This is a genomic window from Dyadobacter psychrophilus, assembly GCF_900167945.1.
GTDB lineage: Bacteria > Bacteroidota > Bacteroidia > Cytophagales > Spirosomataceae > Dyadobacter > Dyadobacter psychrophilus.
The window spans coordinates 260,083-274,882 of record NZ_FUZA01000007.1; the positions used below are offsets into that span (position 1 = coordinate 260,083).

General features: G+C 45.1%; 11 protein-coding genes. 5 read left to right on the forward strand and 6 right to left on the reverse strand.

The features are described from left to right. Positions 1–17: 17 nt before the first annotated feature. Positions 18–392, reverse strand: coding sequence for a PadR family transcriptional regulator (locus B5X68_RS22890; RefSeq protein ID WP_082217085.1), 375 nt, complete (start codon positions 390–392; stop codon positions 18–20). A 236-nt stretch (positions 393–628) separates the two neighbouring features. On the opposite strand from B5X68_RS22890, the gene B5X68_RS22895 reads away from it, so the two are divergent. The 4 genes from B5X68_RS22895 to murA all read left to right on the forward strand — a co-directional run bounded on the left by B5X68_RS22895 (position 629) and on the right by murA (position 5,770). Then, positions 629–1,138, forward strand: a complete 510-nt coding sequence (locus B5X68_RS22895) for a dihydrofolate reductase (protein ID WP_082217086.1) — start codon at positions 629–631, stop codon at positions 1,136–1,138. Between the two features lie 33 nt (positions 1,139–1,171). After that, entirely contained in the window at positions 1,172–3,601 is a 2,430-nt protein-coding gene (gene porU2, locus B5X68_RS22900; RefSeq protein WP_082217087.1) for a putative type IX secretion system sortase PorU2, read from the forward strand. A gap of 118 nt (positions 3,602–3,719) precedes the next feature. After that, complete coding sequence (locus B5X68_RS22905; protein ID WP_229208531.1) at positions 3,720–4,418, forward strand: DUF4290 domain-containing protein; 699 nt, start codon at positions 3,720–3,722, stop codon at positions 4,416–4,418. Between the two features lie 44 nt (positions 4,419–4,462). Beyond that, positions 4,463–5,770: a UDP-N-acetylglucosamine 1-carboxyvinyltransferase gene (murA, locus tag B5X68_RS22910; RefSeq protein ID WP_082217088.1), complete on the forward strand. Its 1,308-nt coding sequence runs from the start codon at positions 4,463–4,465 to the stop codon at positions 5,768–5,770. Positions 5,771–5,859: 89 nt separating this feature from the next. Here the strand turns inward: murA and B5X68_RS22915 are convergent, their stop codons facing one another. Further along, positions 5,860–6,714, reverse strand: coding sequence for a 3-keto-disaccharide hydrolase (locus tag B5X68_RS22915; protein WP_082217089.1), 855 nt, complete (start codon positions 6,712–6,714; stop codon positions 5,860–5,862). A 130-nt stretch (positions 6,715–6,844) separates the two neighbouring features. Here B5X68_RS22915 and B5X68_RS22920 point away from each other — a divergent pair, with 130 nt between their 5' ends. Further along, a complete protein-coding gene (locus B5X68_RS22920) occupies positions 6,845–8,167 on the forward strand; it encodes a cryptochrome/photolyase family protein (RefSeq protein WP_082217090.1) in 1,323 nt (440 codons plus the stop codon). Here B5X68_RS22920 and B5X68_RS22925 read toward each other — a convergent pair whose 3' ends face one another. The 4 genes from B5X68_RS22925 to B5X68_RS22940 all read right to left on the reverse strand — a co-directional run bounded on the left by B5X68_RS22925 (position 8,168) and on the right by B5X68_RS22940 (position 14,776). After that, on the reverse strand, positions 8,168–9,448 hold the full coding sequence (locus tag B5X68_RS22925; RefSeq protein WP_082217091.1) for a M16 family metallopeptidase: 1,281 nt from the start codon (positions 9,446–9,448) through the stop codon (positions 8,168–8,170). A gap of 78 nt (positions 9,449–9,526) precedes the next feature. Then, positions 9,527–10,687 (reverse strand): type IX secretion system outer membrane channel protein PorV, encoded by a 1,161-nt coding sequence (porV, locus tag B5X68_RS22930; RefSeq protein ID WP_082217092.1) that lies wholly within the window; start codon positions 10,685–10,687, stop codon positions 9,527–9,529. 104 nt (positions 10,688–10,791) lie between these two features. Beyond that, entirely contained in the window at positions 10,792–14,184 is a 3,393-nt protein-coding gene (gene porU / locus B5X68_RS22935) for a type IX secretion system sortase PorU (RefSeq protein ID WP_082217093.1), read from the reverse strand. Continuing rightward, positions 14,162–14,776: a hypothetical protein gene (locus B5X68_RS22940; protein ID WP_229208532.1), complete on the reverse strand. Its 615-nt coding sequence runs from the start codon at positions 14,774–14,776 to the stop codon at positions 14,162–14,164. The genes porU and B5X68_RS22940 overlap by 23 nt, the downstream gene beginning before the upstream one ends. Between the last annotated feature and the right edge of the window lie 24 nt (positions 14,777–14,800).

Consider the following 14,800-nt stretch of genomic DNA (forward strand, 5'->3'; position numbering starts at 1 on the left):
CGAATGTCTCTAAATGATCAGTTAGGTTCGGGAAGATTGGAAGAGGCTGCTTTGCTCAATTCCTCTGTGCGGTGTATAACAGTTTGCACAGACTCCGCCAGTTCAAACCAGGTGGCTTGCATTGCATCCAGGAATATTTTCCCCTCATCAGTCAAAACATAATATTTTCTCGGCGGGCCCGAGGAGGACTCCACCCATTTATAATCCAGCCAGCCAGAATTTTTTAACCTGGTAAGAAGCGGATACAGCGTTCCTTCCACAACCATAATGTGCGCAGAAGTCAACTCATCCAACATATCAGAAGCGTATACTTCGCCTCTTGATATGATGTGCAGAATACAGAATTCCAAAATTCCCTTCCGCATCTGCACTTGGGCATTTTCAATATTCATGTGGTTTCATGTGTTAATTAAATGTAAAAGTTCATGGCTAACAGATAGGATTTTACCTTCTGGTATTACAAAGGTATACACAGGTACTTTGCGATGCAAGGTACCATGTTAAAAAGATTGACGAGTTAGGATGAATGGTAATTTTAATATGTTGATCGGCTTAAAATATATATGATGCATCTGGCCTCATTATTTTGCGTTATATTTTGATGTACTAATGATCTTAATCAACTGCTTTGGCAACACAAACTAAGCTATATATTATCGCCGCCATGAGCGAAAACCGGGTGATCGGAAACAAAAACAGTCTTCCCTGGCACCTGCCGGATGAATGGGCACATTTTAGGAAAGTCACAGATGGCAAGCCTTTCTTAATGGGCCGAAAAAGTTTTGAGGCGCCGGACGCGCTGCATTCGACCTATAAAAACGTGATCCTATCATCAGCCACACCAGAAAGCGGCTCGCCCGAAACGGTATATGTAAAAGATATTTCTGCTGCATTGGCGTTACTTTCTGGCGAAGACACCGTATTCGTATTGGGCGGCGCTTCAGTTTTTTTAGAAATGCTGCCGATCGTTCAAAAATTATATCTGACCATTGTACACGCACAGGTTGAAGGCGACGCATTTTTTCCGGTAGTAAATCAGGACGACTGGATCTTAATCAGCTCTGAATTTCATGAGCAGGATGAAAAACACGAATTCTCATTTTCCATGAATGTTTACGAAAGAAAAAACACCGGTTAAGGACGTACGCAACCTGTTCATTCACTTATTTGCATGAACAAAATCATTACACACACTTTTATTTTCTTGTTTTTCAGCGCACGAACGACGTCCGTTGCAGCTCAGACATTAGTCGGAAACGAGTGGATCACCCCTAGCCAAACCTATCTGCGCATTCCGGTCGTAGAAAATGGATTTTATAAAATCTCCGGCAGCGAACTCCAAGAAGCGGGCTTTCCCATCGATAGCAGTCAATGTTCCTCATTTCAAATGTTTTGGCGGGGAAAAGAAATTGCGATTCAGGTGAAAAACGATGACGATCGCATCAGTCAGATCCTCTTTCTGGGACAACGAAACGATGGTGCACCGGACAGCGCGCTTTACGTAAACCGCACTTACATTCCACATCCACATTACAGCCTATATTCTGACACCAGTGCTTATTTTTTAACCTTTAATGCTGCCGGCATTATCGGCAAGAGAATGCAATTCAACGCTGGCACGACGTCAGATTCACTTGACTATCATCTTACAGAAGCGGATAAGCTCTTCACATCACATTACGCGCCCGGTAATTTTTATCCGCCCGAAAATGGTTTTAACGACGGCTCAGCACTTTCCGGGTATGACGTGGGCGAAGGCTGGACCGGCCCGGAAATCAGGCATAATGCTTCCTATTCTTTTACATTGGACATGAAAAGAGCGCTGATTTCCCATTTTTCCAAAGCACAAATCGAGTTAGTCCTGGTGGGACGCTCGGCTGGAAACCATACTTATACGCTTTGGTCTTCGGATAAATCGGGTTTAAAAAGAAAAATTAAAACCTTCAACATTCAGAATTTCGATTCCATTACATTAAAAACTTTTCTGGACCCGGCAGATTTTAGCAGCGAACACGAGCTGAAATTCACATTGGTCCCGGCTGGAAATGAAGGGAGTATATCTTTGTCATATGCCAAACTGCGCTATCCGCAGAGGACTCTACCTAATGAGCCGGCATATCAGCCAGAACCGGCGAACATTTTAAAACCCCGATTAGTAAGATTCCGCAACATTGATTTACAATCATTTAATTATCTGATCATTACACATCCTGCAAGGCGGATTCCCGTCTCGAATGTTGATCCGGTTGCTGCTTATGCAGCTTATCGAGCATCCGTGCAAGGAGGCACCTTCGAGCCATTGATCATGAATAGCGAAGAGATCTACGATCAGTTTAATTATGGCATTCCGGGGCCGCTAGGCATTAAAAATATGATTTCGTGGATGACAAGAGCAGGTAACTTAAAATTCGTCTTCCTCATCGGGCGTTCTGTTGACCCGCAAACCGTAAGGAAATCACCCCAGGCACGCACATTGGACATGGTTCCCAACGCCGGCTGGCCAGGCTCCGACATTGCGCTTGTTATGGGGTCGGATTCTGCTTCCGGTTTGAGCCCGATTATCCCGATCGGACGTCTCAATGCATTAACATCTCAAAATGTTTATGATTACCTGATCAAAGTAAAAGCTGTTGAAGCGGAGCCTCCATCGGCTTCCTGGCGAAAAAATATCCTGCATCTGAGCGGCGGAAGATCTGCCGAAGAGATTTCCGTTTTCAAAGATTATGTAGAATCTTTTGAGCAAAAAATAAAGTATGCACCATTTGCAGCGCATGTTGAAACTATTTCAAAAAAGACGACTGATCCCGTTGAAAATGTTTTGGCTCACATTCCTGTTAATAAGGGAATAAGTCTGATCACATTGTTTGGGCATTCCAGTTTGGGTGTGACCGACATTGATATCGGAATGGCGAGTGATCCGGAAGCAAAAATTCAAAACCATCCGCGCTATCCGGCGATCATTATAAACGGCTGCGCGGCGGGAAGTATTTTTTATTCAGCAAAAACCCTGAGCAGCGATTGGATTTTTAGTCCTGATAAAGGTGCTGTCCTGTTTCTTGCACACACATTTAACGGCTTATCTACCGATTTAAAACATTACACAGAAAGCTTTTACGAAGTCCTGGCAGATTCCAACTTCACGAACGAACCATTTGGTGTAATCCAAAATGAAGCCATCCGTAGAAATTTAATCAAACATAATAACATTACCGCAATCATCACAGCCCAGCAAATGGTGCTGCATGGCGATCCGGCGATCCGCATTTTCCCGAAAGACCCAACATTACATCCAGGCAATTCGCAGCCCGCATCATCGGGTATCACGGAGATAAACGTTTCTCCAAATCCGTCCGACCATTATTTTCGATTTTTTATTGAATTTGATTCCATGAATCCTCCCCAAAAACTGAATTTATCCGTTCATGATTTATGGGGCAGGAAGGTGAAAGAATTTTCATTTGATGTGCATTCCGGAAAAAATGAGTGGCTTTGGTATCCCGGAAACCCGCCGTCGGGCGTTTATTTATACAGCCTGGAAGTTGACCAAAGAAACGGGACTGCCCAAAAGGCATTACAGGGAAGATTGATTTGGCTTCATTAACCTTATTCACCCTTTTCTTTCCGTAAAAACTTCTTATTTTTGTCGATTATAAAAATGACTTATCCACTTGAAAGAATACGGTAGTAACGTACAAAAACTTGCTGATCACATCGTAAAGATGGAAGATAAGGCAAAACGCAACCTTTATGCGCACATTCTGGTTGAGCTCATGCGTCAGATCCATCCGAACATGAGGGATAACCAGGATTACACCAATAAACTGTGGGATGACCTGTACATTATTTCCGGATTTGAATTGGATGTGGACAGTCCATTTCCACCGCCTTCTCCGGAAGCACTAGGAAAAAAGCCCCTTAAAGTAGGCTATAACCAACAAAATTTGATGTATCGCCATTACGGTCGCAACATCGATTTGCTCCTCGAAAAAGCCATTAATACCGAAAATAAAGAAGATAAGCTTGCTTTCGTTTCCTACATTTTCAGGCTCATGCGTTCCTTTTTTAACACCTGGAACAAGGATAATCCTGAGGACAATGTTCTGCTGGGCCAGCTGGAACAACTCAGCAAAGGCCAGCTGAAAGAAGAAATCGATTATATCCGCGCCAACGGCCCCGTCGAAGCGGCACCAAAAGACCGGAACAACAGCAGCCAGGAACGCAATCGCGGAAACAGCCATCAAGGCGGCGGCGGAGGCGGTTTCAAAGCCCAGTCCGGTCACAATTCCGAACGCCAGGGCGGTAACAATAACCAGGGCAACTCTAATCGGAACAGGCCCAATAACAAGTTCTCGGGCCGGAACAACAACGGTAATAACAACAACAATAACCGGAACAACCGTAAAAAACCTGGAATCTAACATCCAGGTTTAATTTTATCCTGTCAATTGCCCCACATTCAAATATGGCTTCATTTAAAATAACCGGAGATAGACGGCTTAAAGGTTCTATTGTTCCCCAAGGCGCAAAAAACGAGGCGTTGCAGATCCTGTGCGCCGTGCTTTTGACCAAGGAACCGGTAACAATCCATAACATTCCCAACATTCGGGATGTAAATCAGCTTATCAATCTCCTTGCAGACCTGGGTGTCCGTCAAACAAAACTGAATGAATCATCGATTCGCTTCGAAGCGACTGATATCAATCTGGACCACCTGGAATCGGAGTCGTACAAGCAAAAAGCGGCCGCATTGCGCGGTTCTGTTATGTTGCTGGGACCTATGCTTGCGCGTTTTCGTAAAGGCAGGATTCCACGTCCCGGTGGCGATAAAATTGGCCGCAGGAGATTGGATACACACTTTTTAGGTTTTGAAAAACTGGGAGCGCAGTTTAGCTACGATGAGGAAGATGGTGGTTTTTACAAAGTAGATGCTACCAACCTGAAAGGCGCATATATGTTGCTGGACGAAGCGTCCGTTACGGGAACTGCCAATGTTCTGATGGCAGCTGTGATGGCAGAAGGCACAACGACAATCTATAATGCTGCATGCGAGCCTTATCTTCAGCAATTGTGTAAAATGCTGAACAGAATGGGTGCCAAAATATCAGGGATCGCCTCTAACCTGCTGGTTGTGGAAGGTGTAAGCCAGCTCAACGGAACAGAGCATACGATGCTTCCCGATATGATTGAGATAGGAAGCTTTATCGGTCTGGCAGCGATGACACAGTCAGAAATAACCATTAAAGACTGCCAGATCGCTCAATTAGGCATTATTCCTGATGTATTCCAAAGGCTGGGCATCAAGATGGAATTCCGGGGAGACGACATTTTTATTCCCGCACAAGAACATTACCGCATTGAAAACTTCCTGGACGGCTCCACCATGTCTGTGGCAGATGCGCCATGGCCCGGTTTCACACCTGACTTACTGAGCATTATCCTGGTGACAGCCACACAGGCACAGGGAACCGTGCTGATCCATCAGAAAATGTTCGAAAGCCGCCTGTTTTTTGTTGATAAATTAATTGAAATGGGTGCCCAGATCATTCTTTGCGACCCACACCGCGCAACAGTAATCGGCCACAACCGTGAAACCCAATTGCGCGGCATCCGCATGACCTCGCCTGACATTCGCGCCGGGGTTGCGCTACTAATCGCGGCGTTATCCGCCAAAGGAGTTAGTATCATCGATAATATCGAGCAAATCGACCGCGGTTACCAGAATATTGATGGAAGGTTGAACGCGATTGGTGCGGAGATCATCAGGTTGTAGCAGCCTGTCAGCCTGAGCGGCTTAATAGCTTGTCAGCCTGAGCGGCCGGTTCGCCGGTTCGCTCAGGCTGACAGGCTACTAGTATAAACTTACTTTTTCCCGTAACTACACTTACTATTATCCGCCTTCACATAGTAAGACTTGTAATTAGCAGCCTTAGGATCCATACAGCCTTTTAAGTCCAAAATCTCAACCTTCCTGAACTCCACCGGATGGCTTTCGCTTTGCAGGGAGATGGAGCCGTGATCCAATAATTTTCCGGCGATCATGAGCGACGGATCATTGCCGCTTACATTTCCGCCACCTAATTGCGGTTTATTGTATTCCAAAACCATTTCACCATTCGCAAAATGCTGGATCAGCGAATCGCCAAGCACCAGCACCTCTGCTTTTACCCATTGATCACCATTGTAAGTTTGCGATGTGGAAGTCACGCAATGTTGCGTAATCAATTTTCCATTCATCACCACATTGGTCCCTGGCGTACATAGGTTGCAAGTTGTGCGTTTTTTATCGTTGCCGCCCAGCAGCTGAACTTCAATGGAAGCCGGAAAATCCTGATCCTTGCCCATTGTTGAAGCCGGTTGGCCGTGCACCATAATGCCGCTATTCCGCCAGGCCCAGCCTTCTCCCTTTGGAGCTTGCTCGCCTACGAAACGATATTCAACTGAAATGCGATAGTATGAAAAATCACCTTTGTAGAAAATGTGACCATATTTTTGCTTGAAGTCATCATACTTATCGTAGCGTACGACCATTTTGCCATCCTCCACGCGGAAGGTGTTCAGGTAATTATCATTCAGTTCGTAGCCTCGGATTTTAATGTCCCAGCCGTCGAGATTTTTACCATTGAAAAGCTGCTTCCATTCCTGTTTATCTGCATTTTTCTGACCAAAAACAGCGAAGCTGAAGACGCTGAGAAGTAGTGTTAGTTGTAATTTCATGGATTAAGGATTAATGAGAACACAAAGTAAACAGACGGCTGTTACAAATCCGGGACATCCAAAAAAATCTTTACTTCGTATTTATACAAAGTTGCTTTCCGTTTGGCATACTATTCTTGCATTTTGAATCATGAGCTTAAAAACAAAAGAAAAAATCACATTGTTTTGGTTTCGCCGGGATTTGAGATTGCATGATAACGCAGGTTTATATTATGCATTGCGTTCTGGAAACCTCGTTGTTCCCGTTTTTATTTTTGACAAAACAATCCTGGATGACCTTGATAACAAGGAAGATAAGCGTCTGACATTCATTCATCAAAATATTCTAGCAATACAAAAAGAACTGCAAACAGTCGGCTCCGATATTCTGACTTTTTATGGGCACCCAACCGATGTCTGGAAGGAGCTAAGCGAAAAATACAATATTGCCGAGGTGTTTACCAATACAGACTATGAGCCATATGCAAACGAAAGAGACACGGCCGTGGCCAAAATTCTGCGCGCACAAAATGCGGAACTGAAAGCCTACAAGGATCAGGTTATTTTTGAAAAAAAAGAAATACTCAGCGGACAAAACACGCCTTACACCGTCTTTACGCCTTACAGCAGGATGTGGAGGGAAAAATGCAACGACTTTTACCTTTCTTCTTACCCCAATAAAAAGTATTTTGAAAATTTCCTGAAATGGTCGGGCTCTACAATCCCTACGCTTCAAACAATGGGTTTTAAAAGCACGGACACGGATTTTCCTTCCAGCAAGATTTCCGCCGAACTGCTCGAAAACTATGAAAAAGCAAGAGATTTCCCCGCCATGGAAGGCACCAGCCGCATTGGCATACATTTACGATTTGGCACGGTAAGCATTCGTGAGTTGGCCCGATTTGCAAAAAAGCATAGCAACCTATATCTCAATGAGTTGATCTGGCGAGAATTTTACCAGCAAATCCTTTCCAACTTTCCGCACGTTGGGAAAGGCAAAGCATTCAGAGCACCTTATGACGACATTAACTGGGGTTACGACAAGGACGCATTTCAAAAATGGTGTGATGGCAAAACCGGTTATCCGCTCGTGGACGCAGGCATGCGGCAGATGAATGCAATCGGCTTTATGCACAACCGCGTTAGGATGGTTGTAGCGAGCTTTTTAGCCAAACATTTGCTGCTCAACTGGCGGCTGGGAGAAGCTTATTTCGCGGAAAAGTTGCTGGATTATGATCTGGCCGCTAATAATGGTGGTTGGCAATGGGCTGTCGGATCCGGCACGGACGCTGCACCTTATTTCCGGATTTTCAATCCCGAGGCGCAGGCCAGAAAGTTTGATCCCAAAGAAGAATACATCAAAAAGTGGGTTCCGGAATATGGCACAGACGAATACCCGGAACCAATGGTGGATCACAAAATGGCGAGGGAAAGATGTCTCAGAGAATATAAAAAGGCCCTGGACAGATCGTAATTATTTTCCGCCTGCGATAACCGTAAGCATATCTTCGGGCTGTAAATATTGGACAGCCATAGATAAGACATCATCGCTGGTTGTAGCGTGGATTTGTTCAATGTAATGTTTGAAAAAATCCGTTGGCAAACCATCAAGCAATAAAATCTTCTGACGATCGGCTACTTCAAATGCGGTGTTCAGCGATCCGGCGAATTCCCCGGCCATGAAATTTTTGACGGTTTGGAGCTCTTCCTCACCTACCAGCTCGGTCTGCAAACGGTATATCTCCTTTTTGATCTCGTCAATGGTCTGCTGCGTGAACTCCTTTTTCACATCAGTCCCGATCATATAATATCCCTCCTTGCGCAAGGTCACGAGATGGGATGAAATGCCGTAAGTCAAGCCCTTTTCTTCACGGATGTTCTTCATTAGCCGCGAGCCAAAATACCCTCCTAGAATCTCATTGGTCACCAGCATTTTGAAGTAATCCGGGTGATGGCGGTTAAAGAGCTTCCGCCCCATGCGAATCGACGACTGCACACTGTCTGGTCGCTCAACAAGCTCCTCCACATTCGCATAAACGGGCTGCGGAACGTCCTTAACCGGTGAAATTTGGCTCTCTGTATTAACTGTTCCAAGGTGCTCGTTGACCACCTTTATATCATTTTCAGTCACCTGCCCTGCAAGTACAACCGTAAATTTCCCGTTCTTAACAAATTGCCCGTAATGCTCTTTAATCGCTTCGATAGAAAGGGACATAATGTTCTCCTCTTCCTGGCTTTGCCCATAAGGGTGATTGCTGCCAAAAAGCTTCGCACGGAACGCGGTTGTCGCCAGATAAGCATTCTTTTCCTTGTTAACCCGCAAATTCTGGATGTTGATATTTTTCAGGTCCTGAAATTCCTTTTGTGGGAAAACGGCATCGTGAATAAGCTCACTGACCAGAGGCAAAATGTCTGGCAAAAATCGAGAAAGTGCATAAACGACGATTCCTATACGGTCGGCGGTGTGGGTCATCTCGGTAAATGCGCCGATTCTGTCAAACGCTTCGCTTATCTCTGCGGAAGTTTTGGTAAGCGTTCCTTCGGAAAGCATTTTAATGGCGAAAAACGAAGCACCGATCTCTTTCTCGTACCAATTCCCCGCCTCAAAAATACATTCCAGCCTGATCACCGGCTGATCGCCAATGTTGATGACATGCAGTGAGGTGCCATTGTCAAGATTGTAAGTTTGTGGGTCTGGCAGGTGTACAGAATTTATAACCCGAAATTCCGGAGCGATGGTGCGGTCAATGGTCATGTGCTATGTTGAGTAATAAAAAACGAATGACGTTACAATTACGCCATTCGTTCTGAAAAAGTAAATTTCTAACTGCTGTTAGTTCTCTGTGTCGTTCACATCAAGCTTTTCCGACTTGTTTAAGCCAAGAGAAAGCGTGATCCTAAGCGTCTGAGCCAATGGGCTTCCTTGTGTAACAGGGAAAAGATACGCGAAGTCAACAGAATATCTGTCCATGAAATGAGCTCCTGCACCAGCTGTAAAATATTTAAGATCGCCTTTGTTCTTATGCTCTGTATTGTAACCGGCGCGCAATGCGAAGATATTATTGTACACATACTCACCACCGATCGCCAATCCTACTTCCTGCAATTCTTCTTTGAATCCATCAGGAGCATCGGAGAACGATCCGAACACACCTTTCAAAAGCGGACGCGCATTAATGTCTGTTCCGTCCGGCGTTGGCACCATTAGCTTCCTCGCATCCAGGCCGAAATTGAAACGGTTACGTCCGTCTGCTGTGAATGAGATCCCGCCACCAAGTTTCAGGTTAGTAGGAATAAAGTTTTCCGAACCAGCAACCGAAGAGTAGCTTACTTTACCACCCAGGTTAGAAAGCACCGCACCCAGTGTCCATACAAACTCGCCCCCTGTTTCTTCGTTTCTCAATGCCTTTCTATAAAATGCGCTGATATCACCCGCGGCAGTTCGTGCAGGGGATAGAGAAGCTCCTGCGATCACACCAGATGCCGCCAGGTTCGAAGAAATGTATTTTAATGTCAAACCCATCGAGAAGTTTTTTCCTAACTGGCGTGAATAAGTTCCACTGACAGCCAGTTCGCGTGAGTTGTAATATCCATTCTGGGCACCGGTTGAAGTTCTTAGATCCAGCTCGCCATTGTTGAAATAATTAACTGAAACTGCAACGGCTTGTTTGTCGCCCAGTTTCTTGTATCCGGTGAGGTAACCCAACCACATATCGTCAACCAAATTTCTTAACCAAGGTGTGTACGACGCCGACACACCCAAATCCTTTGTATTATAAGGTAGTTTTGCAGCATTCCAGTATGTAGAATTTGCATCAGGACTGATTGCTACACCAACTTCCCCCATGGCGGCACTTCTGGCATCAGGGGCAAATGTTAAAAACGAAAGCGGAGAATGTGGAATTCTTTGTGTGCTTGATGGTGTGGTCTGGGCCAAAATAGTACCCGTTGAAAGAATAAAGAGAGAAGATAAACTAACAAAAAAAAGTCTCATAGAAATTGGATTTGCGATAGGAAGTGCTTTGAATCAGCTTCTTTAAAGGGTCAAAAATACAATGAAAGATAGTTATTACTAAAAAAATGATAAGTTTTATTAAACTATGGAGAACGGATCAGCTTTCCCGATCGCTCGTCTCTGGAATTATCTTTTAAGGACCTGATGCTTAGTTGATACACAAGCGAAGTGAGGTTTGGTATCCAATATCCAGCCTGAGTGACGTCAAAAGTTCCTTTGACGGTTGCCTCCGTGTTGTAATATTGCCTGCGGAATTGTCCCAGAGACTGCCCATTGTTTAATATTAAATTAAAAACTATTTCTACATCGTCATTTACTCTGTTGTGGGTCAGTTCAAATGACAGATCTTTATCGAATGGGTTTGGATATACTTTCAGCGTGTTGAGTTGGATGCCCTTGAATGCACCTACTTGAAAACCGAACGCAATTTCGGAAAAGTTAGTATAAGTATCCCAGACTTTTACTCGAATAAGATATTTACCGGTTGGCAAGTTTTCAAACGGATAAGTGATGACACCCTGCCGGTAATCACCGGTAGCAGCTGTGTAGTAATCGTTCAGGATTATCGTTGTCGTATCATTTATAACCAGCGTGATATTATGCCCGATTCCCGCATTTGAAATGCTGATCCCATTCTCATCGCTGGCCGTTATATATAATGTAGCAGACGGCTCGATCACGTCTCCGTCTTTAAACGAAGCATCATTGATATATGCCGTCAGTTTCGGAGGTGTTTTGTCCGTTTCAGGAGCTGCGCTGCCGCCTATGATTACGTCAAGCTGCGCGCTTGCGTCCGCAAGACTGTCTGCCCGGACAGCATAAACGTTTGCTCTGCCAATCCCCACGCGGTAATCAATATCTTTTGGCATCACAAATTCACAAATAAATTCCCCTCCTTTAACCATTACACTGCCATCGAACAATTTGCTGCGAAACTCTGAATAAGTTTCCGGTTTACCCTCATTACCCAACGTTTTGAACGAGATCTGCTTATCATATAATACAATGCGCGCCTCACCCTCAAACTTGCTGTCTTTTAAAGTGGTAACCGCATCGTAAACCTGTCCTCTCAGCTGCACTTTTTGTAAAGCGCGCAATGTATCGGGCTTTTCGGCCCACCTGATGCCTTTCTGCGCTCGTGCGAGTTGCATGGATGGGTCCGCCAGCAATGTAAAATTCCGGTTCAAGCTGCCTACCAGTGCTTTGTTTTTGGTCTCTTTAAAAATATCACCTAACCTTCTGTCAGGGCTTTTTTCTAATAACGCTCTATAAAATGCCTGGCTTAGCGTAAAATTGGTGCTCGAATAAACCGGCCTCGTGGTGCTGATGGCGCCGATGGCTGCGCCTTTTGGGCTTAAAACCATCAATTCCGCTCCTGAAACCAAGCCCAGATCATCGTAACGCCCAAAATCACAAGTTGCTGTAAATAATAATGGCAAATTGTCCATGCCTCGTGCCGACTGCATATCAGCCAGCGTAAGAACTTGTTCTTCTGCCCAGCCGCTAACTCCGCCGTGTCCCGTGTAGTTCAGGATTAATGTTCCTTCGTTTATTTTTTTGTTAAGGACCTGATTGACGGCGGGCGCTTTCTGTCCTTCCGTGCCTGTGTTCTGCGGGAATGCATCAATGAAAACACGGGAAGACATAAAATCGGTTTGTATCAAACTTGCCAGTTCGTCTGCATGGCGCTGGTGAATGTTACCGTCTCCATCATCAGCTACAAACTGAACATTGTTTCTCCAATTGCCAAGCGAACGCCAGGAAGATCCATATCGGATCAGCTTATCTACAATAAGTTGTGCTTCGGATAGTGATTTTACCGGCAACCTGCCCACGCCGATGTCGACCGTGTGATCACCGGCCACAGATTCAGGCCAGGCACCTTCGTTGTCCTTCATGAACCCATAATAATCATCAGAAGAAAATGTATAAACCGGATTTAGGGATTCCCGGCTTTCATAAACCGGCACCCAGCTTTTTTGTTGAAATACCGACTGGTTTTTCAGGTTGTTTTTATAATCAAATGACGCGTCGCCGAACAATAGCAGATATTTGAGCTTGTCCGGATCCTGACTGTATAAATGTTTTGTAAAATCCCTGACAGCGGTCAAATCCGGCTTTCCACCGCCAAACTCATTGTAAATTTCGTCCGTTGTAACAACCAGCGTTTCCAGTCCGTCATTACTCTCCCTGAATGCAGCCAGCCGCTCCGCTTCGCGCTTCCAGGCCACTGGCGTTACGATCAGCAAATCCGGCGTTGCATTTCCGGCAATGTTCTGCGGATTTACCTTTTCTGAGAAAACAGGCTCCATTGCCAGGTCTGTTTTAAAGCCAATATATTGTCTGCTGCTTTTTCCACCGGTCGTTGTAAAGGACAATATGTTATTCTGAATATTTTGACTAACAACCGCAGGATTTTGGGCATTGCTTACATTCCAGAGCAACCATTCCGAATTCGCATTACCGAATTGATAAGTGACTGTATCCGAAGATTCCGACAAAAAGCGATAAACTTGCTGGTTACCATATTGCCGGAGCTGCCGCTTTGTATGCAGCGCTATGTAGTTCAGATAACCTTGTGCGGAACCCTGCCCGTTGCGCTCATATGTTACACCAACTGTTATTGTATCGGGCCGCGTAGCATCCGCATTGATGATGAATGTGGCATCGGACCGCAATGCTTTAATGTCGTATGTTCCCGCGCTAACCGTTCCAATCGCCGATTCACCTGCTTGCTTGCCGTTGAGCTGCCAGAGAAATTTGGTAGCGGTCTGTGCCGCACCGATCCCGGAGGTGCGCAATTTTATATTTGAAGCGGGCACAATCCCGGGAATATCAGCCGTATACGTGAGCGGTGCATTGCCAAGATATTCCCCCCACCAATCCCTCCCCGATTTCAGCAGATTATAAGTCTCTGCTTCGTGAAACCAGTAATCATCAAACTGGGTTATCAACCTGGACTTTTGAGATGTAATTGTTACTAAAGGCTTCACCCTTAATCCGGTTTTCTGACCGTAAGTGAGGAAATAATAGCTGGAATCTGTGTAAATGTTAATCTGATGCTTTAACTCGGCTTTTGCAGAATCATAGGTAATTTCGTGTGGACCTTCGGCAAAGAAATAGATGGCGTCGCTACCATCCAGTTTGCCATCTTCTTCCCCTGGAACCCATATTGCATTTTCCATCAAAGCATTAGATTTCAATGCAATGTTAGGCTGAGGCAGCATGCCCGATTTTTGGCTGTAAATCTGGATTTGCCTCGGATCAATTTCGGCAGGGTTAACCCCGAGTTTTCGTAAAAAAGCAGGATCTACACGATGGATGCCCGTTTCACTAATTGCCAGTTTGAACCAGTTCCCGGTTGAAAGAATCGATTTTTCCTGTGCTTTGGAAGAAAAAGAAATGAGTATGCCCAAACAGCAGAGAACTGAATGGATCAGACGACTACGCACATTAACATGCTTCAACCAATGCATGGGCTGGAATGGTGTAAAGACGCTGGGATGCTTTATCCGTGCACAGCACACGTGTTCTCCTGAGCGACCCACGGACAAACAACCTGTTCTGAAAAACGAAATTACTGCCTTCATTCAGCTGGACCAGCGCTATTCTGGACGAATTAAGCTCTTGATCATCATATTTCCGTATCGCGTTAAAGAGAATCTGGTCACCGCCTGTTGAGGCCTTTGGGCTCTTAGCATAACGTATTAATGCTTCAAGAATATCTGCCGGGAAATGATTTTCGTTGAGAACCGGTTGCAATAATTTGCCAAATTCCCGCTTCCACTCTGTCCCATGCGGCGCAACACGCTTCCTGAGCCGCACTTTGTAATTCACATGCACCACGCAATGCGCCACTTCATGCAAGTACGTAATGAGGAAATTATAGGGATTGAGATTAACATTAACCGTGATTCTGGGAACATAACCTGGTCTCACCGTGAAATCGCCCAATCGGGTGCGCCGGGGGCGCGAGAGAAAGAAATCGAACTTATAAAGTTTATGTAACTCCTCGCAATATGCGATTGCCGCCTGAGGAACATGGAGGCCGAAGGATATGTTTTTCATTCCTTAAATAAAAAAAGAAAAGCG

Bases quoted from the DNA above. Each gene is read 5' to 3' on its own strand.
- B5X68_RS22925 (WP_082217091.1), bottom strand. From the start codon at position 9,448: ATGACCATTGACCGCACCATCGCTCCGGAATTTCGGGTTATAAATTCT.
- B5X68_RS22915 (WP_082217089.1), bottom strand. From the start codon at position 6,714: ATGAAATTACAACTAACACTACTTCTCAGCGTCTTCAGCTTCGCTGTT.
- B5X68_RS22905 (WP_229208531.1), top strand. From the start codon at position 3,720: ATGGAAGATAAGGCAAAACGCAACCTTTATGCGCACATTCTGGTTGAG.
- porU (WP_082217093.1), bottom strand. From the start codon at position 14,184: ATGCATTGGTTGAAGCATGTTAATGTGCGTAGTCGTCTGATCCATTCA.
- porU2 (WP_082217087.1), top strand. From the start codon at position 1,172: ATGAACAAAATCATTACACACACTTTTATTTTCTTGTTTTTCAGCGCA.
- porV (WP_082217092.1), bottom strand. From the start codon at position 10,687: ATGAGACTTTTTTTTGTTAGTTTATCTTCTCTCTTTATTCTTTCAACG.
- B5X68_RS22920 (WP_082217090.1), top strand. From the start codon at position 6,845: ATGAGCTTAAAAACAAAAGAAAAAATCACATTGTTTTGGTTTCGCCGG.
- B5X68_RS22940 (WP_229208532.1), bottom strand. From the start codon at position 14,776: ATGAAAAACATATCCTTCGGCCTCCATGTTCCTCAGGCGGCAATCGCA.
- B5X68_RS22890 (WP_082217085.1), bottom strand. From the start codon at position 392: ATGAATATTGAAAATGCCCAAGTGCAGATGCGGAAGGGAATTTTGGAA.
- murA (WP_082217088.1), top strand. From the start codon at position 4,463: ATGGCTTCATTTAAAATAACCGGAGATAGACGGCTTAAAGGTTCTATT.